This is a genomic window from Streptomyces sp. ME02-8801-2C (assembly GCF_033793965.1).
In the GTDB taxonomy this organism is placed as follows: domain Bacteria; phylum Actinomycetota; class Actinomycetes; order Streptomycetales; family Streptomycetaceae; genus Streptomyces.
Genome location: NZ_JARAXP010000001.1, coordinates 760,583 through 779,525, shown reverse-complemented (window position 1 = coordinate 779,525; position 18,943 = coordinate 760,583). Strand labels below are relative to the sequence as shown.

Here is an 18,943-nt window from a genome sequence, read left to right as displayed (position 1 = left end):
CCTCAAACGCCGGACGGGCTGAATACGCAGCGGGGGTTCGGGGGCAGCGCCCCCGAGGATGGGACGGGTAGGGGCGGCGGGGGCGAAGGAAATCCGGGCCCTACACCGCCTCCCACGCCTCCAGTGCCAGCCCCGGCTCGTTCTTTCGGCGGGACACCCTCAGGTTTTCCGCGCCCGGTGACGTCGTCGCCGCGACCACCTTGCCGTCCGCGTCCTCCGACAGGGACACCCTTGCGTCCAGCGGCAGTTGAGGGCCCGACTCGGTCCACCACGCCCCCGCCGACTCCTGCTCGGTGGGATACGCGGCGAAGGCCACCCGCCCACTCGCCGAACGCTGGGCCAGCACCGTGCAGTCGACCCCGTCCAGCGTGCAGCGGATCACCGAGACCGGCCCGGGACCCGCGCCCGGCAACAGCTCGATCGGTTCGCTGCCCGCACGCCACACGCAGACCGTGTCCGCCTCGTCCAGGTAGAAGAGGCTCACGTGCTCCTCGGACGTGGCGAGCGCCCGCAGGCTGCCCGGACGGGCCGACGCCTTCAGCGGGGCCTCGTCGAGCTCCGGGATGTGGCCGGGCCCGCGCTGCGTCCAGCGCAGGATGCCGTGCGGCGAGTTGCCGTACAGCTCGACGCGTCCGGAGGCACGCGTGACAGCCGACAACTGCTCTTCCACGTCCTCGCCCTTGAGGTCCCGCCAGGGGCCCCAGCCGCCCTTCTCCTTCTGGCCGCGCATGCTGACACCGCCCACGGCGTTCCGTACGAACACATGGGCGCGCCCCTCCGCGTCGACGGCGACCGCCGGTACGCCGGTCCAGTCGCCCTTCTGGTTCGGGTGTCCCAGGCGCGTCCAGTCGAGGGCGGCGAGGGCGGGCCGGAAGTGCGTGGTGTGGACGAGGCCCGCCTCGCCCTGCACCGTGGGCCGCCATGTCGCCAAGTGGGCGTACCGGTCGGCGCCTTGGCCGACACCGAGCATGGCATGCACACGCAGGTCGCCGCCGATGCGCCGGGGTGGGAGCCAGGGCCCGCCGGGCCGGGACTCCGCGCGGCAGACGATCTCGTCTCCCACGGCGTCGTACGTACTCAGCCGGCCGTCGCGACCCCGTATGAGCCAGTCACCGTTGACCGATTCGGGGCGCCCCGCGGCCGCGTTGGCGGAAGGAGGAACAATGGGCACTGGACTACTTTAGTGTGCTCTTACCTTCGTCGCGCCCCCAGGCCCCCTTATCCGGTACCTGCGATTCCGGTGCCGCGTGCGACCCTGAACCCATGGATGCCCCGCTGCTTGTGATCGTCGACGGCGCGAATGTCGTCGGCTCGGTTCCCGACGGCTGGTGGCGGGACCGGCACAGGGCCGCCGAACGCCTGCGGGACCGGTTGGTGGCGTACGCGGAGGGCGGACTGCCGGGCCGCGCGGGGCCGTTGGAGATCGTCCTGGTGGTCGAGGGCGCCGCCCGTGGAGTGACGTCGGTCGCGGGCGTACGGGTCGTGCCGGCGCCCGGCAGCGGGGACGACCGGATGGTCGAGCTGGTCGCCGAGGCCGGGGACCGGGACGTTCTCGTCGTCACCGCCGATCGTGAACTGCGGCGGAGGGTCGGCGAGTTGGGCGCCGAGTGCACCGGGCCCCGTACGGTAAGGGGCGGTTAGGCCGCCGTACCGTACGGGGTCCGATGGTCAACTCAACTGAAGAGCGGGGTCAGTTGGTGCCGGACGTCGCCGCCTCCTCCTCGCGGCCGAGGCGGCTGTGGGACCGGCCGTAGAGGAAGTACACGCCGAACCCGATGGCCATCCAGATGCCGAACCGCAGCCAGGTCTCCGTGGGCAGGTTGAGCATCAGCCACAGCGAGGCCAGTACCGACAGGATCGGCAGGACCGGCACCCAGGGGGTACGGAAGGACCGGTGCAGGTCGGGGCGGGTCCTGCGGAGGATGACGACGCTGATCGCGACGATGATGAAGGCGAACAGCGTGCCGATGTTCACCAGTTCGCCGAGCGTCTCGAGACTGGTGAAACCCGCGACGATCGCGATGACCACGCCGAGCAGGATGGTCGGCCGGTAGGGCGTCCTGAAGCGCGGGTGGGTGTGCGAGAAGAACCGCGGCAGCAGCCCGTCACGGCTCATCGCGAAGAACACGCGGGTCTGACCGAGAAGCAGGATCATACAGACGGTGATGAGTCCGATCGTGGCACCGAAGCTGATCACACCCGCGAACCAGGGGTGTCCCGTGGACTTGAAGGCCTCCGCGAGCGGGGCGGTCACGGACAGCTTCGTGTACTTCAGCATGCCGGTGACGACGATCGAGACCGCGACGTACAGGGTGGTGCAGATCAGGAGGGAACCAAGGATGCCCCGGGGCATGTCGCGCTGCGGGTTGCGGGTCTCCTCGGCGGCCGTGGCCACCACGTCGAAGCCGATGAAGGCGAAGAACACGATCGAGGCGCCGGTGAAAATGCCCATCACACCGAAGTTGGACGGCGCCCAGCCGAAGATCAACTGAATCATCGGGGCCTTGAGACTGCTGCCGGCCGGCACGGACTCGGCGGGAGGGATGAACGGGTCGTAGTTGGCGGACTTGACGATGAACGCCCCGGCGATGATCACGATGAGCACGACGGTCACCTTGATCGCCACGACCACCGTGGTGACCCGCGCCGACAACTTCATGCCGAGGACGAGCACACAGGTGAGTGCCAGGACCAGAAGCGCGGCGAAAAGGTCGAAGCCGAAGCCCGACGCACCGTCCCGGCCACCGAGCACCTCGGGGACCTGCCAGCCCAGGTTGTTGTCCAGGAACGACCGGAAGTAGCCGGACCAGCCCACCGCGACCACAGCCGTGCCCAGCGCGAACTCCAGGACCAGGTCCCAGCCGATGATCCAGGCGGGCAGCTCACCGATCGAGGCGTACGAGAAGGTGTACGCGGATCCCGCCACGGGGACCGTGGAAGCGAACTCCGCGTAGCAGAGGGCGGCGAGGGCACAGACGACACCCGCCACGACGAACGACAGGGAGATCGCCGGGCCGGAGCTCAGCTTGGCCACCGAGCCTGTGTAGACGAAGATCCCGGTGCCGATGATGACGCCGACGCCGAAGACCGTCAGGTCCAGCGCGGACAGGGATTTTTTGAGCGCGTGCTCCGGTTCCTCGGTGTCACGGATGGATTGTTCGACCTTCTTCGTTCTGAAGACGGTGCTGCTCACGGGTGTACCTCCCACGCTGGGTCGTCCCGGCAATGATCGGGAGGGGGCGATGGGGGTCCCCCCGGTCGAGTGAAGCCGAGACTGGGGGAGCGCCTGCCCCGACGCGAGGGATTTCACGCCAATGGGCCGGTTCCACCACCGTAAAGGGTGGGGAAACCGGCCCTGGCGCTGTCGGCGATCAGTCGCGGGCGGGCTCCACCGAGTCGACCTCGGCCTGCTCGAACCGTCCGTCGATCCTGGAGACGAGCCCGGTGACCTGGCGGGCGATGTCCGGTGCCGTCAGCCCGATCTCCGCCATGACCTCGGCCCGGGAGGCGTGGTCGAGGAAGCGCGGCGGGATACCGAAGTCACGCAGCGGTACGTCGACCCCGGCGTCCCGCAGAGCCTGCGCCACGGCCGAACCGACGCCGCCGACGCGGGAGTTGTCCTCGACCGTGACGACCACGCGGTGCCGCTCGGCGAGCGGGGCCATGGCCTCGTCGACCGGCTTCACCCAGCGGGGGTCGACGACGGTGGTCGAGATGCCCTGCTGGTCGAGCAGTCCGGCGATCTCGAGGCACATGGGCGCCAGCGCGCCCACGGAGACGAGGAGCACGTCCGGGGTGTCGGTGCCGGGCTCGCGCAGCACGTCCATGCCGCCGACGCGTCCCACCGCGGGTACGGCGGGGCCGACGGCGCCCTTCGAGAAGCGGACGACGGTCGGCGCGTCCTCGACCTGGACGGCCTCGCGGAGCTGCGCGCGGACCTGGTCGGCGTCGCGCGGGGCGGCGAGCCGCAGGCCCGGGACGACCTGGAGGATCGACATGTCCCACATCCCGTTGTGGGAGGCGCCGTCGGTGCCGGTGACGCCGGCCCGGTCGAGCACGAAGGTCACACCGCACTTGTGCAGCGCCACGTCCATGAGGACCTGGTCGAAGGCCCGGTTCAGGAAGGTGGCGTACACCGCGAAGACAGGGTGCACTCCCCCGGTGGCGAGCCCGGCCGCCGAGACGGCGCCGTGCTGCTCGGCGATGCCGACGTCGTAGATGCGGTCGGGAAAGGCGTCCGCGAACTTCTTCAGGCCGACGGGCTGGAGCATCGCGGCCGTGATGGCGACGATGTCCTCGCGCTCCCGGCCCAGTTCGACCATCTCGTCGCCGAAGACGGAGGTCCAGTCGGCGCCCGAGGCCTTGACCGGCAGGCCGGTGTCGGGGTGGATGGGGCCGATGCCGTGGAAGCGGTCGGCCTCGTCCTGGAGGGCGGGCTGGTAGCCGCGGCCCTTCTCGGTGAGGCAGTGCACGATGACCGGTCCGCCGAAGCGCTTGGCGCGGGCGAGCGCAGACTCCAGCGCCTCGATGTCGTGGCCGTCGATGGGGCCGACGTACTTGAGGCCCAGGTCCTCGAACATGCCCTGCGGGGCGATGAAGTCCTTGAGGCCCTTCTTGGCACCGTGCAGGGTCTCGTACAGCGGCCTGCCGACGACCGGGGTCCGCTCCAGCAGGTCCTTGCCCTTGGCGAGGAACCGCTCGTAGCCGTCCGTCGTGCGCAGGGTGGCCAGGTGGTTGGCGAGACCGCCGATGGTGGGCGCGTACGAACGCTCGTTGTCGTTGACGACGATGACCAGCGGGCGGTCCTTGGCGTCGGCGATGTTGTTCAGCGCCTCCCAGGCCATTCCGCCGGTGAGCGCGCCGTCACCGATGACGGCGACCACGTGGTGGTCGTCGCGCCTGAGCACCTGGTTGGACTTGGCGAGGCCGTCGGCCCAGCCGAGGACCGTCGAGGCGTGCGAGTTCTCGATGACGTCGTGCTCGGACTCGGCCTGCGAGGGGTAGCCGGAGAGGCCGCCCTTCATCTTGAGCTTGGAGAAGTCCTGACGGCCGGTGAGCAGCTTGTGGACGTAGGACTGGTGGCCCGTGTCCCACAGCACCTTGTCCTTGGGCGAGTCGAAGACCCGGTGCAGGGCGATGGTGAGCTCGACGACTCCGAGGTTGGGGCCGAGGTGGCCGCCGGTCTTGGAGACCGCGTCGACGAGGAAGGTCCGGATCTCCTCGGCCAGCTGATCGAGCTGCTCCAGGCTGAGCCGGTCAAGATCGCGCGGTCCCGTGATGCGGGTCAGCAGCGGCACCCGTGCCTCCTTGCAGTAGAGCTGATCGAGCTTTCGCCGGGTGTGTCGAGTCTAGTGTTCCGCCTTCGCAACCGACGCCCGGCCTCTGCGTGATACGTCACGTGATCGGCCGTACCCAACAAATGTGCCCGGCATCGCCACACGATGCCGGGCACATTTGTCTGAAAGGCCGCCGAAGGCGCCTTTCAGGGGCGCGGGGAACTGCGCGACAAGCCACAGCGGGCCGGCGGCAAACGACCCACCCTCACCCCTACGGCGCTACCGCGTCACGCACGCCCCGCCGCCTTCTGGCTCTTACGCGACACCGAGTCGATGACAACCGCACCCAACAGCACCGCACCAGTGATCATGTACTGGATCGACGTGTTCATGTTGAGCAGATCCAGACCCGTCTGGATCGACTGGATCACCAACATACCCAGCAGCGCCGACCACACCGTGCCCCGCCCACCGAACAGGCTGGTCCCACCGATGACCGCCGCCGCGATGGCGAGCATCAGCGTGTTGCCGCCACCGGACGTCAGCGAAGCGCTCTGCGTCTGTCCGGCGAAGAACATGCCGCCGATCGCCGCGAACATGCCGGCGATCGCGAAGACCGCGATCCGGATCAGCGGGACGTTGATACCCGCACGCCGGGCCGCCTCGATGCCGCCGCCGACCGCGAAGACCTTGCGGCCGAACGTGGTACGCCGCAGCACGAAGTCCACGATCACCAGGCACGCGAGGAAGATCACCAGCGCGTTGGACACGCCGGAGGCGGAGTTCAGCACGTACGCCGCGACGAACGCGGCCACCGCGAGCGCACCGACGCGCAGCACGATCTCGGCGTTGGTCCGGTAGGGCACTCCCGCGGCCTTGCGCCGGCGCTGCTCGATGAGCGATCCGGCGAGCAGGGAGGCGACTCCGAGGCCGGCCAGCAGGTAGGCGCCGATGATGGCCTGGTCCATGAAGAAGGACCGCTGCCCGAGGAGGTGCACCGGGCCGGTGTCGGGGATGTTGATGGTGCCGGTCGAGCCGAGCAGCCACAGCATCAGGCCGTTCCAGCCGAGGAAGCCGGCCAGGGTGACCACGAAGGCCGGTACGCCGAGCCTGGCGAAGAACCAGCCGTGCAGACTGCCGATACCGATGCCGATCGCGATGGTCATCAGCAGGGCGAGCCATACGTTCACCCCGTGGTTGACCACGAACACGGCGAACAGTGTGGACGCCAGGCCGCTGACGGAGGCGACGGACAGGTCGATCTCGCCGAGCAGCAGCACGAACACCAGGCCGATGGCGATCATGCCGGTGGCCGACAGGTAGAAGCTGATGTTGGACATGTTCTCGGCGCTGAGGAACCGGTCGTTCTTCAACTGGAAGATGGTCCAGATGACGATCAGGCCGATGACGACCGGCAGGGAGCCGATCTCGCCGCCCTTCACCTTGCGCTTGAACTCGGTCCAGTAGCCCTTCAGGCCCTCTTCGCGGACCAGCAGACGCGGGTCGACGACCTGGACGGCCGCGGCCGTGGGGTCGTCGGCGGGGGCCACGGTGGCCTGGGTCTCGACCACGCCGTCCTTCTTCGTTGTCTTCGACGTGTCGCTCACTTCGCGGCCTCCGTGCTGCGACGGCCCGCACGACGGGTCACGGCGTTCTCCGTGGCCCCGGTGATGGCGGAGATGATCTCTTCCTGACTGGTGTCCTTCACGGAGAAGGAACCGTTGTTCCTGCCCAGGCGCAGCACGGCGACCGTGTCGGCGACCGCCTTGACATCGGCCATGTTGTGGCTGATGAGGATGACGCCGAGGTTGCGCTCGCGCAGCCGCTCGACCAGGTCGAGGACCTGCGCGGTCTGCTCGACACCGAGAGCGGCGGTGGGCTCGTCGAGGATGACGACCTTGGGGTCTCCGATGAGGGCGCGGGCGATGGCGACGACCTGGCGCTGGCCGCCGGAGAGGCTCGCGATCGGGATGCGCACGCTGGGAATGCGGATGGAGAGCGTGCTCAGCAGTTCACGCGAGTTCTTCTCCATCGTGACCTCGTCGATGACGCCGCGGCGCAGCAGCTCGCGTCCGAGGTAGAGGTTGCCGACCACATCGAGGTTGTCGCACAGCGCGAGGTCCTGGTAGACCGTCGCGACGCCGAGTCCCTGGGCGTCGTGCGGCCTGTTGATGCTGACCGGGCTGCCCTCCCACTCGATGACGCCGTCATCGATGGGGTGCACACCCGCGATCGTCTTGACCAGGGTGGACTTTCCTGCGCCGTTGTCGCCGACGAGCGCGACCACTTCTCCGGCGTGGACCTCCAGTTCGACATCGGTGAGGGCCTGAACCGCACCGAATCGCTTGGAGACTCCGCGCAACGCCAACACGGGCGTAGCGGACACGTGAACCATCTCCTTCGCCGCCTGACCGGCGGGGATGCCGCGCTGTCAAAAGGCGCGGAGGGTTGTGCACAAGGCACTGGTTTACAAGGTGAACATGCGCGATTCCGCTGCCGATGGCAACGGGTTCCGTCCGACGCCCGTCCCGGCAGCGGGGTCTGAAGGCCGGGGCGGGCGTCGGACAGGTCTCGCGGACCGCCGGGCGGTCATGTCCGGGCGGTCATGTCCGGGCGGTCATGTCCGGGCGGTCATGTCCGGGCGGGCGCCCGTGAGAGCGCCCGCCCGGTGCCGGCGGACTCCTTTGAGCGCCTGCGCGCCTACTGAAGACCGGCGGACTTGCAGGCGGCGGCGAACTCGCCGGTGCAGATCTCGGCGACCGTGTACAGCTTGTCCTTGACCACGGTCTCCTCGATGTTGGCCTTGGTCAGCGCAACCGGGACCAGCAGGTTCGAGGGCACGCTGTCGCCGGAACCACTGGTCTGCTTCGTGGTGGCGAGCGAGTCGATGCTCTTGCCCTCCAGCAGGGCGACAGCGAGCTCGGCGGCGCCGTCGGCCTCGGGCTTGTACGCCTTGTAGATCGTGCTGGCCTGGGTGCCGGCGAGGATCCGCTGGATGCTGCTGAGCTCGGCGTCCTGACCGGTCAGCGGGATCTTGCTGATACCCGCGCCCTTGAGGACGGTGGCGATGCCGCCCGCCATGCCGTCGTTGGCCGAGTAGACGCCCGCGATGTTCTTGGCGCCCAGCTGGGTGATGGCGGCGGACATCTTCTGGGCGGCGACCTTGTCGTCCCAGTCGCCGGCCTGCTCGTAGGCGATGTCGACCTTGCCGTCGAGGACGCTGTGGGCGCCCTTCTTGAACAGCCCGGCGTTCGGGTCCGAGGCCAGACCGTTGATCATCACGACCTTGGCCTTCGGAGTGGCCTTGGCGCCCAGCGCGTCGAGGAGGGACTGGCCCTGGAGCTGGCCGACCTTCTCGTTGTCGAAGGAGATGTACGCGGAGACCGGACCCTGGGCCAGACGGTCGTACGCGACGACCTTGATGCCCTTGTCGACGGCGGCCTGGATCGAGGACTTGATCGCGGCGGAGTCGACGGCGCTGATCGCGATGACCTTGACGCCCTTGGTGATCATGCTGCTGACCTGCTGGGCCTGCGTGGCAGCGCTGCCCGCCGCGTTGGCGTACTCCAGCTTGCAGTCGGAACAGAGTTCCTTGACCTTGGCGTCGAAGTACGGCTTGTCGAACTTCGCGTACCGGGTGGTGACACTGTCGGGCAGGAGCAGACCGATCGACTTGTCGCCGCCCGAGCTGGTCTTGCTGCCGCTGTCGGAGTCCTTGTCGTCGCCGGCCTTGCCACAGGCGGCCACGGCAAGGGCCATGGAAATCGCTGTGGTACCGATCACGACTCTACGCATCATGGCGTTCATTCGGTGGTGCCTCCCTGACAGGGCCGCAACGCTGCGGCCGAGGTGGCTGGAAGTCAACTCGGCCACACGTGCGACGTCAAGAAGTAAATCCTTAACGGGTTGGCAACGGCTTTGTTCGTTCTCTAGGTGAACGCAGGAGTCGCTGCGGTCAGCGTGCCGTCCAAAAGGGTCGAATCACCCATCTCGCTCAGCGCGAGAGCGAGTGCTCCGAGCACCTCCGCACGGCCTCCAAGTGCCCCTGGGAGAACGGACAGTTGACGCGCCGCACTGGGGATCGCATAGCGGCCGACAGACTCTCTTATCGGACCGAGCACCAGCTCACCGGCCTCGGCGAGATCACCGCCGAGGACCACCCTGCTCGGGTTCAGCAGATTGCAGAGATTGGCGACTCCACTGCCGATGTGACGGCCGACGTCGGCGATCACGCGACGACAGCCCGGGTCACCGTCCCGCGCCAGCCGTACGACACCTTCCATGGTCAGGTCGGTCCCGTGGCTGGACTGGAGGAGCGGCAGCACATAGCGCGCCGCTGCGAATGTCTCCAGACAGCCCCGGTTTCCGCATCGGCAGACGGGGCCGGATTCATCAAGAGTAATATGCCCGATTTCTCCCGCTGTGCCACCCGGGCCCCGATAGATCTTGCCGCTGATCACCAGTCCGGCGCCGACACCGCTCGCGACCTTGATGTACGCCAGGTCGCGCACCCCCCGGCCGCTGCCCCAGACCAGCTCACCGAGGGCGCCGAGGTTGGCGTCGTTGTCCACGTGCACGGGCACGCTGAGGCGCCCGCGCATCTCCTCGCCCGGCCTGGTGCCGATCCAGCCCGGCAGGATCGCGCTGGAGCCCAGGGTGCCCGACTCCCCGTCGATCGGACCAGGTACGCCCAGGCCCACACCGGCGATCTTGGACCGGTCGACCTCCGTTGCTACGATCAGGCGATTGACCAGCTCTTCTGCCCGGTCGAAGCCCTGTGCGGCGGAGGCGTCGACGTCCAGCGGCTCGGACTCCTCGGCCAGCACCTGATGGGCGAGGTTGCCTATGGCGACCCGTAGGTGCGTATGGCCGAAGTCGATGCCGATGACGATGCCGGCGTCGCCGCTCAGCGAGACCGCGCGGGCCCTGCGGCCACCCGCCGAGGTGGGGGTGACCTCGACCGTTCCGCCGTCCTTCAGCTCCCGCACGATGTTGGACACCGTGGCGGCGGACAGACCGGTGGTCCGGGCGATCTCGGCCTGCGTGAGCGACCCGGCGAGGCGCACGGCCCGTACGACCCGTTCCAGGTTGGCTCGGTGCAGTGACGACTGCGACCCCGGAGTCTCCACGACGACCTCCTGCGCGCCGGGACCGCTGCGATGAGGCCCCGTCTATGTCCAACTAGTGAACTCTAAGCTGAGCCGTTAGGGTCGCCTCCCGTCAAGAGGTTGAACTGCATCCGAGGTCTTGTACACATTGAGGCGCGCGTGCGCCATTTGTGGCCCGCACCCGCGCGTACGGCGGCTGAACGGAAGGTTCCGGTTACTTCAGCGCGCCCGCCGTGAGTCCGGCCACCACCTGCCGCTGGAAGACGATGTACGCGGCCAGCACCGGCAGCATCGCCATCACCAGTCCGGCGAAGAGACCTGACCAGTCTCCCTTGTAACCCTGGCTGGCGGCCAGCTGAACGAGCCCCTGCGTGAGGACCCGTTTGTCGGGGTCGGTGTTGAGCACCGTGGGGAGCATGTACTGGTTCCACTGGCCGAGGAAGTTGAAGATGCCCACGCTGATCAGGCCGGGCTTGGCCATCGGCAGCATGATCTGGAAGAAGGTCCGGGAGTGCGAGGCGCCGTCGACGAAGGCCGCCTCCGCCACCGAGGTCGGCAAGGTCCGGAAGAACGCGGTCAGGAAGAAGACCGTGAACGGCAGTGAGTAGGCGATGTAGACCAGGATCAGCCCGTGGATCGTGTTCAGCAGGCCCATGTTGTTCACGACGTAGAACAGCGGGACCAGCGCCAGCATGATCGGGAAGCTCATGCCGCCGATGAACAGGAAGTAGATGAACCGGTTCCCCGGGAAGTCGAAGCGGGCCAGGACGTACGCCGCCATCGAGCCCAGCACCAGGGTGCCGACGAGCGAACCGCCCACCACCAGGATGGTGTTGAGGAAGTAGTCGCTCATGTTGGCGTCGGTCCAGGCCCGCGCCCAGTTGTCGAAGTGCAGCTTGTCCGGCAGGGCCCAGGGCGAGCTGAAGATCGCGTTGTCGTCCTTGAAGGACGTCATCACCGCCCACAGGAGCGGCATCACGACCATGAACGCCCACAGGACGAGCATGCCGTGCGAGAAGACGTTGAGCGCTTTGCCCTCCTTCTTCTCCCGCGGCCGCGTGCCGGGCCCGTCCTCCTTGCGCACGGCCCCACCGGACTGCTGGGGAACCGTCTCCGGCGGTGTGCTGTCGGTCGTCTTCATGTGTGTCAGTACTCCAGCCGCTCGCGCCGGCCCAGCCGCATCACGAGGGCCGCGAAGGCCAGCGTGACGACGAGCAGGGCGACCCCGATGGTGGTTGCGTAGGCGGCCTGACCGTCGCGGAAGGCCTTCTGGTAGACGTACAGGACCATGACGGTCGTCGAGTAGTCCGGGCCGCCGGGCCCGGTCGTCATGATCTGGACGACCGCGAACGCCTCGGCGCCCAGCGCGAGGATGCCCATGTAGACCCAGCCGGACTGCACGGTGTCCCACAGCAGCGGCAGAGTGATCCGGAAGAACGTGGTCGCCCGGCCGGCGCCGTCGAGCAGCGCGGCCTCGTAGAAATCCGCCGGGATGGACGCCATGCCCGCGGAGAACAGCACCACGAAGAAGCCGACCGTCGACCAGACCAGCACCGCCATCACACACCACAGGGCGAGGTCCGGGTCGCCCAGCCAGAGCGGCTGGACGCTGTCGAGCCCGATGCCGCGCAGGAGTGAGTTGAGCGCACCACTCTCCGGGTTGTACGCGAAGGCGAACAGCAGCGCGACGATCGCGATCGACAGCACCTGCGGAAAGAAGTAGACGATTTTGTAGAACGAGGAACCGCGGACCCCGGAAATCACCGGTCCGCCGCGGCGGCGCTTCCCGCCCACATTGATCATGAAGGCGAAGAACAGCGCCAGACCGATCGTCACCAGCGGCAGCAGCAACGCGAACAGCAGGCTGTGCTGCAACGACTTCCAGAAGATCTCGTCGTCGAGCATCCTCCTGTAGTTGTCCAGGCCGACCATCTTGAATTCCGGGCTCAGTCCGGTCCAGTCCGTGAACGAGTAATAGATGGACTGGATGAACGGCCAGACGACGAATAGTGCGTACAGCCCCAGAGGGACCGCGAGGAATCCCACGATGAAGCGGTACTTGCCGTGCTGCATTACCACAGACCCCGTTCCGTACGCGGGTGCCGCCGCTGGTGACAGATCATCGGCTGCTATTCGGGTAGCCTGGTCGCCGTACGTTGCGAGAACCAAGCGCGTACATCGTGCTGATCGAGAACCAAGACAGCACATGCACCTCCAGACTTTGTGTCACAAACCGGGCTGGTTTCAACCCGGCTGGTGTTGATCGTGGAAGACCTGTCGAGTCGCTGACCCGCAGGCGGCGTGAGCCAGGAATCTCCCTGCTTCGGCTGGGGGAGGATTCAATGATGCTTGTAGTGCTTGATCGACGAGTCCTTCGCGGTCTCGTCGGCATAGCCCTGGATCTTCTTGATGGCCTCGGCCGGGGTGAGCCGTCCCGCCATCATCTCGCCCAGCCCGGACACGCCGATCTTCTCCTTCTGGAGCTGCACGTACCAGTCCTGCAGTCGCGGGTTCACCACGTTCTGGCCGGCCTTCTCCAGCGCCGCCACACCCGACTTGAGGCCGGGGGTGAGGGTGATGCCGTCGGTGCCGCCGTTGAACGCGGTCAGCGACTTGACCTTGCTGGTGAAGTTCTTCGAGGACGCCTCGCTCAGCATGATGCGCAACTGCTCCATGCCGCCCGCCGTGTTCTTCGCCTTCGCGGGAACGATGAACGGCTCGCCGCCGGAGGCCCAGATCGTGCCGAACGGCAGCTTGTCGGAGCTGTCGATGCCGGTCGGCCCGGAGACGGCGAGGTCGAAGTCGGCGGGGATGACGTTGGCCGACTCGTTCTCCACCCAGGAGCCGTTCGGGATGAACAGCGCCTTGCCCTTGGCCCACGCGGTCTGCGACTGGATGTGGTCGAGACCGGGGGTGCCCTTGAGGACGTACCCCTTCTTGTAGAGCTCGTAGTACGCCTCGAAACAGGCCTTGACAGCCGGGTTCTTCCAGGCGTTGGGCTCCAGGTTGTCGATCGCGTCGAGGACCTCGACGCCGCCGACCTTGCCGATCATCGCGTAGAGCGAGAAGGGCAGGTAGTACGGGTACTTGCCGGCGTAGGTCCAGCCGGCGATGCCCTTTTTCTTGGCCTTCTCGCACACGGCGAGCATCTCGTCCCACGTCTCGGGGTACGTGGCGTCGAGCGAGTCCAGGGCCTTCTGCGAGTACCAGACGCCGTACACCGTGTAGGCGTAGTACATGATCCACACCGGGTCGCCGTCGAACTGGCCCATCTCGACGATGCCCGGCCGCAGGGTGTCGCGGACCTTCTTGTTCGGGTCGTCGTAGGACGGGGCGTCCAGGAGCGGGGTCAGGTCGGCGAGCTGGTTCTTGCCGACCAGGACGCCCATGTCCATCTGTTCGGCGCCGGAGTTGTCGATCAGGTCCGGCGGGGTGCCCTGGTTGAAGCGGGGCTGGAGCGTGGACTGGATCTTCTGGGTGGCGGAGAACTTGACCTTCGCCTTCGGGAAGTTCGTCTCGTAGATCTTGACCGCGTCCTCGGCGTACTCCTTGCCGAAACCGCCGTCGAACAGCACGAACTCCAGCTGGGCGGTGTCGTTGACGGCCAGGGGGTTCTTCGCGGTCTTCTTGCCCGCCTTCGCCTTTTCCTCGTCGCCTCCGCCGCTGCTCGCACACGCGGACAGGAAGCCCAGCGTGGGGACGGAGATCAGGCCGAGGGCCGCGGACCGTTTGATCAGGTCTCGGCGGCCGAGGCCGTCGGTCGTGGCGCGAGTGGTGCCGGTGGTGCCGGTGGTGGTGCGGTCGGGGGTGCGGCTGTCGTCGGAAGTGGGTCCCATGCTCAAGTCCTCGCCTTCTCCAGGACTCAGGCGGTGAACCGGATCCTCCCGGCACCGCGATCGGGTCGAACTGGGTCGTGCAGGAAGTACTTAGTGCGTGATGCGCCCTGATCAGAGGGAATACCCGGCGGGCCGCGCGTTCGGCACGTCAAACCACCCTTCCGGCTCCCCTCACACCTGGCGTCGACCGGTCGAACAGTGGCAGACGCCGACAGGTATAGTCCACTTCCCGTCAAAGGGGCAAGATCGAATGCAGGGTTGACCATCGGTCTTTTCCGAGTTGAGACCTCGCGGAAATATGCGGACCGCCCGCATCCCTTTGCGCGGGAAATTCGCGATATTGGGCCCGAATGCCGCACCCAACACCCTTGACATCACTGGCCACTTGACTCCCTACTGGTTCCTGCGCGACCAAGGTGACAACGTTGTCCAGGTGGCAGGAGGATGCTCTCGCATGCGGCAGGGAGTTCGGCGCAAACGTCGGTCCGGACGGGAGTTCGGATCAATTCCAGCCATCGCGGCAGTGTTCGCACTGGTGATCGGCGGACAGGGTGCGGCGACCGCACTGCCCGCCTCCGCACCGGCCGCACCGGCCGTCGACCGGTCGTTCGCCTCCTCGTTCGAGGTGACCGAGGAGGCGCCCGACTGGCTGAACACCGTCGACACCGGGCCGGACGGCACGAAGCGGGCGTCCGGTGTCGACGGCGGCTACAGCAGCGGCATCCCGGGCAATGTGACCGACCATGTGACGGACGTCCGGGCGAGCGGCGAGAACACCGGTGGGGGCGAGGTGAAGGAGAACCTCGTCGACGGTGTGCCGGGGACCAAATGGCTGACGTTCGCGTCGACCGGCTGGGTCGAGTTCGACCTGGACGAGCCGATCGGCGTCGTCAGCTACGCGCTGACCTCGGCCAACGACCACGCCGAGCGGGACCCCGCCGACTGGACGCTCCAGGGCTCGCAGGACGGCACGACGGGCTGGACGACCATCGACAGCCGCAGCGGCGAGTCGTTCACCGAGCGCTTCCAGACCAGGTTGTACGACCTGTCACCACCCGCCGAATACCGGTACTTCCGGCTCGACATCGGCAGGAACAACGGCGGTGCCATGACCCAGCTCGCCGATGTCCAGTTCCCGACGGGCGGCGTCGACGCCCCTGTCCCCCCGGACATGCTGTCGCTGGTCGACCGCGGCCCGAGCGGCTCGCCGACCGCGAAGGCCCGCGCCGGTTTCACGGGCAAACGGGCGCTGCGGTACGCCGGTACGCACCGGGCGACCGGACGGGCGTACTCGTACAACAAGGTGTTCGACGTGAACGTGGCCGTCGACCCCGACACCGAGCTGTCGTACCGGGTCTTCCCGTCGATGGCGGACGGGGACCGCGACTACGACGCCACCAACGTGTCGGTGGACCTGGCCTTCACGGACGGAACCCTGCTGAGCGAACTGTCCGCGGTCGACCAGCACGGCTTCGCGCTCACGCCGCGGGGGCAGGGCGCGGCCAAGGTGCTGTACGTCAACCAGTGGAACCATGTCGCCTCGCGGATCGGGGCGGTGGCGCGGGGGAAGACCGTCGACCGGGTGCTGCTGGCGTACGACTCGCCGGCCGGTCCCGCGAAGTTCCGGGGCTGGATCGACGACGTGTCGCTGCGGATCGCCGCACCCGAACAATTTCGGGAACACCTGTCCGACTATGCGGTGACGACTCGTGGCACCAACTCCAGCGGGGCCTTCTCGCGGGGCAACAACTTCCCGGCGACGGCCGTGCCGCACGGCTTCAACTTCTGGACGCCGGTGACCAACGCGGGTTCGCTGAGCTGGTTGTACGACTACGCGCGGGGCAACAACGCCGACAACCTGCCGACGATCCAGGCGTTCAGCGCGAGTCATGAGCCGAGCCCCTGGATGGGCGACCGGCAGACCTTCCAGGTGATGCCGTCGGCCGCCCCCGGGACCCCTGACACCGCCCGTACGGCACGGGCGCTGGCCTTCCGGCACGAGAACGAGACCGCGCGGCCGTACTACTACGGCGTGCGCTTCGAGAACGGCGTCAAGGCCGAGATGACGCCGACCGACCACGCGGCGGTGCTGCGCTTCACCTACCCCGGCGCCGACGCGAGTGTCCTGTTCGACAACGTCACCGACCAGGCGGCCCTGACCCTCGACCCGGACAACGGCACCTTCACCGGCTACTCGGACGTGAAGTCGGGGCTGTCGACGGGGGCGACCCGGCTGTTCGTGTACGGCGAGTTCGACGAGGACGCGGTGGTGACGGGCGGGTCGTCGAGCGGGGTCAAGGGCTATCTCCGGTTCAGCGCGCCGAGCGGGGTGGTGACCCTGCGGCTGGCCACCTCACTCATCGGCGTCGAGCAGGCGAAGGCCAATCTGCGTCAGGAGATCCCGGAGGGCACGTCCTTCGAGACGGTACGGGCCGGTGCGCAGCGGCAGTGGGACGGGCTGCTCGGGAGGGTCGAGGTGGAGGGGGCTACGCCGGACCAGCTGACGACGCTGTACTCCAGCCTGTACCGGCTGTACCTGTACCCCAACGCCGGCTTCGAGAAGGTCGGTTCGAAGTTCCAGTACGCGTCTCCGTTCTCCCCGATGCCGGGTCCCGACACCCCGACGCGCACCGGGGCGAAGATCGTGGACGGCAAGGTGTACGTCAACAACGGCTTCTGGGACACGTATCGGACGACCTGGCCCGCCTACTCCTTTCTGACGCCACGTCAGGCAGGCGAGATGGTCGACGGGTTCGTGCAGCAGTACAAGGATGGCGGCTGGACCTCCCGCTGGTCCTCCCCCGGGTACGCCGACCTGATGACGGGCACCTCGTCGGACGTGGCGTTCGCCGACGCCTATGTGAAGGGCGTCGGGTTCGACGCGAGGTCGGCGTACGACGCGGCCGTGAAGAACGCGACCGCCGTGCCCCCGATGTCGGGCGTGGGCCGCAAGGGCATGGCGACCTCGCCCTTCCTCGGCTACACGAGCACCGAGACCCGTGAGGGCCTGTCGTGGGCTCTGGAGGGCTACCTCAACGACTACGGCATCGCCCGGATGGGCCAGGAGCTGTTCCGGCAGACGGGCGTGCAGCGGTACCGGGAGGAGTCCGAGTACTTCCTCAACCGGGCCCAGGACTATGTGCGGTTGTTCGACAGGGAGGCCGGCTTCTTCCAGGGCCGCAACGAGCGCGGCGACTGGCGGGTGGAGTCGTCGGCGTACGACCCGCGCGTCTGGGGCCACGACTACACGGAGACCAACGGCTGGGGGTACGCCTTCACGGCACCGCAGGACAGCCGGGGTCTGGCCAACCTGTACGGCGGCCGGGCGGGCCTCGCGGACAAGCTCGACGACTACTTCGGGACACCGGAAACGGCCTCACGGGAGTTCGTGGGCTCGTACGGCGGAGTCATCCACGAGATGACGGAGGCGCGGGACGTCCGGATGGGCATGTACGGCCACTCCAACCAGGTGGCCCACCATGTGAACTACATGTACGACGCGGCCGGGCAGCCCTGGAAGACCCAGAAGAACGTCCGCGAGGTCCTCTCCCGCCTCTACACGGGCAGCGAGATCGGCCAGGGTTACCACGGTGACGAGGACAACGGCGAGCAGTCGGCCTGGTTCCTGTTCTCGGCGCTCGGCTTCTATCCGCTGGTCATGGGCAGCGGCGAATACGCCGTCGGCTCCCCGCTGTTCACGAAGGCTACGGTCCATATGGAGAACGGCCGGGACCTGGTGGTCGAGGCGCCGGACAACAGCGCGCGGAACGTGTACGTGCAGGGTCTGAAGGTCAACGGCCTTCCTTGGACGTCGACTTCGCTCCCCCACTCGATCGTCTCCCAGGGCGGGACCCTGGAGTTCGACATGGGTCCCGAGCCGTCGACCTGGGGGACGGGCAGGAACGCGGCGCCGGTCTCGATCACCCAGGACGACACGGTGCCGACGCCGCGGGCGGACGTGGTGACGGGCGGGGGTGCGCTGTTCGACAACACGTCGGCGACGAGCGCGACGGTGACGTCCGTGAACCTGCCGGTCGCAGGTTCTGTGAAGGCCGTTCAGTACACGCTGACGTCCGCAACCCAGGCCGAGGCCCCGACGGGCTGGAAGCTGCAGGGTTCTTCGGACGGCGCCAACTGGCGGACCCTGGACCGGCGTTCCGGTGAAGTGTTCAGGTGGGACAGGCAGACGCGGGCGTTCTCGGTGACGTCCGGAGGCTCGTACTCGCGGTACCGGCTGGTCCTCGACGGTGAGTCGACACTGGCGGAGGTGGAGTTGCTGGGCTGACCACCACTTCCAACGCCCGCTTCGCCGGTCAGGGGTCGGGGAAGCGGGCAGGGAGCTGGGGCAGTAATCGGCGTAGGGCTGCGGCGTGCTGGTGGACCCGCATGAGCATGGTGCGGCGGTTGTGGACCGTGCCGGGGACGTCCTGGGGCGGGCCACAGCCGGCGGCGACGTAGGCCTTGTACAGTGACACGCTCCGACCTGCCGTGCCATCCGGCCCGATCAGGCTCAGATCCGTCCACACCCCGTGCTCAGGTCGTGCCCAGATGAACCCGACGCTCACTTCCAGGTCCGCGCGGCGGTACGTCAGCTCAGAGCCGTAGAAACACCGGTTGTCGTGCTCCTCCGGCTCGGCGAAGCCCTCGGTCTCGACGAGGAACGCGAAGGCGATGCGCGCCTCCGACTTGAAATCCTCGGGAAGGTTGGGTCGTTGCCCCATCC

At 67.7% G+C, this 18,943-nt stretch carries 13 protein-coding genes; 2 read left to right on the top strand and 11 right to left on the bottom strand.

From position 1 onward, the window contains the following. Positions 1-100: 100 nt before the first annotated feature. A complete protein-coding gene (locus PV396_RS03300) occupies positions 101-1,171 on the bottom strand; it encodes a hypothetical protein (protein ID WP_319200046.1) in 1,071 nt (356 codons plus the stop codon). Positions 1,172-1,263: 92 nt separating this feature from the next. Here PV396_RS03300 and PV396_RS03295 point away from each other — a divergent pair, with 92 nt between their 5' ends. Beyond that, positions 1,264-1,641, top strand: a complete 378-nt coding sequence (locus PV396_RS03295) for an NTP pyrophosphohydrolase (protein WP_319200045.1) — start codon at positions 1,264-1,266, stop codon at positions 1,639-1,641. Positions 1,642-1,690: 49 nt separating this feature from the next. Here PV396_RS03295 and PV396_RS03290 read toward each other — a convergent pair whose 3' ends face one another. The 9 genes from PV396_RS03290 to ngcE all read right to left on the bottom strand — a co-directional run bounded on the left by PV396_RS03290 (position 1,691) and on the right by ngcE (position 14,220). Beyond that, on the bottom strand, positions 1,691-3,193 hold the full coding sequence (locus tag PV396_RS03290) for an amino acid permease (protein WP_319200044.1): 1,503 nt from the start codon (positions 3,191-3,193) through the stop codon (positions 1,691-1,693). A gap of 178 nt (positions 3,194-3,371) precedes the next feature. Continuing rightward, complete coding sequence (dxs, locus tag PV396_RS03285; protein WP_319200043.1) at positions 3,372-5,297, bottom strand: 1-deoxy-D-xylulose-5-phosphate synthase; 1,926 nt, start codon at positions 5,295-5,297, stop codon at positions 3,372-3,374. Between the two features lie 266 nt (positions 5,298-5,563). Beyond that, positions 5,564-6,883: an ABC transporter permease subunit gene (locus tag PV396_RS03280; protein WP_319200042.1), complete on the bottom strand. Its 1,320-nt coding sequence runs from the start codon at positions 6,881-6,883 to the stop codon at positions 5,564-5,566. Further along, on the bottom strand, positions 6,880-7,671 hold the full coding sequence (locus PV396_RS03275) for an ATP-binding cassette domain-containing protein (RefSeq protein ID WP_319200041.1): 792 nt from the start codon (positions 7,669-7,671) through the stop codon (positions 6,880-6,882). The genes PV396_RS03280 and PV396_RS03275 overlap by 4 nt, the downstream gene beginning before the upstream one ends. Positions 7,672-7,976: 305 nt before the next feature. Next, the gene (locus PV396_RS03270) at positions 7,977-9,083 is read right to left on the bottom strand and encodes a sugar ABC transporter substrate-binding protein (protein ID WP_319200040.1); all 1,107 of its coding nucleotides are present in this window, start codon (positions 9,081-9,083) and stop codon (positions 7,977-7,979) included. Between the two features lie 122 nt (positions 9,084-9,205). Further along, complete coding sequence (locus PV396_RS03265; protein WP_319200039.1) at positions 9,206-10,405, bottom strand: ROK family transcriptional regulator; 1,200 nt, start codon at positions 10,403-10,405, stop codon at positions 9,206-9,208. 193 nt (positions 10,406-10,598) lie between these two features. Continuing rightward, a complete protein-coding gene (locus tag PV396_RS03260) occupies positions 10,599-11,525 on the bottom strand; it encodes a carbohydrate ABC transporter permease (RefSeq protein WP_319200038.1) in 927 nt (308 codons plus the stop codon). A gap of 5 nt (positions 11,526-11,530) precedes the next feature. Beyond that, positions 11,531-12,457 carry a sugar ABC transporter permease gene (locus PV396_RS03255; RefSeq protein WP_319200037.1) on the bottom strand — a complete coding sequence of 309 codons (927 nt, stop codon included), beginning with the start codon at positions 12,455-12,457 and terminating at the stop codon, positions 11,531-11,533. Between the two features lie 266 nt (positions 12,458-12,723). Next, positions 12,724-14,220, bottom strand: a complete 1,497-nt coding sequence (gene ngcE, locus PV396_RS03250) for an N-acetylglucosamine/diacetylchitobiose ABC transporter substrate-binding protein (RefSeq protein WP_319200036.1) — start codon at positions 14,218-14,220, stop codon at positions 12,724-12,726. A gap of 454 nt (positions 14,221-14,674) precedes the next feature. Between ngcE and PV396_RS03245 the strand changes: the two genes are divergently transcribed. Next, a complete protein-coding gene (locus tag PV396_RS03245) occupies positions 14,675-18,505 on the top strand; it encodes a GH92 family glycosyl hydrolase (protein ID WP_319200035.1) in 3,831 nt (1,276 codons plus the stop codon). 28 nt (positions 18,506-18,533) lie between these two features. On the opposite strand, the gene PV396_RS03240 is transcribed toward PV396_RS03245, so the two are convergent. Then, positions 18,534-18,941 carry a hypothetical protein gene (locus tag PV396_RS03240; protein WP_319200034.1) on the bottom strand — a complete coding sequence of 136 codons (408 nt, stop codon included), beginning with the start codon at positions 18,939-18,941 and terminating at the stop codon, positions 18,534-18,536. Between the last annotated feature and the right edge of the window lie 2 nt (positions 18,942-18,943).

What these genes read in the sequence shown, in the direction of transcription:
- PV396_RS03240 (WP_319200034.1), bottom strand. Translation starts at nt 18,941, where the DNA reads ATGGGGCAACGACCCAACCTTCCCGAGGATTTCAAGTCGGAGGCGCGC.
- ngcE (WP_319200036.1), bottom strand. Translation starts at nt 14,220, where the DNA reads ATGGGACCCACTTCCGACGACAGCCGCACCCCCGACCGCACCACCACC.
- PV396_RS03260 (WP_319200038.1), bottom strand. Translation starts at nt 11,525, where the DNA reads ATGAAGACGACCGACAGCACACCGCCGGAGACGGTTCCCCAGCAGTCC.
- PV396_RS03275 (WP_319200041.1), bottom strand. Translation starts at nt 7,671, where the DNA reads ATGGTTCACGTGTCCGCTACGCCCGTGTTGGCGTTGCGCGGAGTCTCC.
- PV396_RS03245 (WP_319200035.1), top strand. Translation starts at nt 14,675, where the DNA reads ATGCGGCAGGGAGTTCGGCGCAAACGTCGGTCCGGACGGGAGTTCGGA.
- PV396_RS03270 (WP_319200040.1), bottom strand. Translation starts at nt 9,083, where the DNA reads ATGAACGCCATGATGCGTAGAGTCGTGATCGGTACCACAGCGATTTCC.
- PV396_RS03255 (WP_319200037.1), bottom strand. Translation starts at nt 12,457, where the DNA reads ATGCAGCACGGCAAGTACCGCTTCATCGTGGGATTCCTCGCGGTCCCT.
- PV396_RS03295 (WP_319200045.1), top strand. Translation starts at nt 1,264, where the DNA reads ATGGATGCCCCGCTGCTTGTGATCGTCGACGGCGCGAATGTCGTCGGC.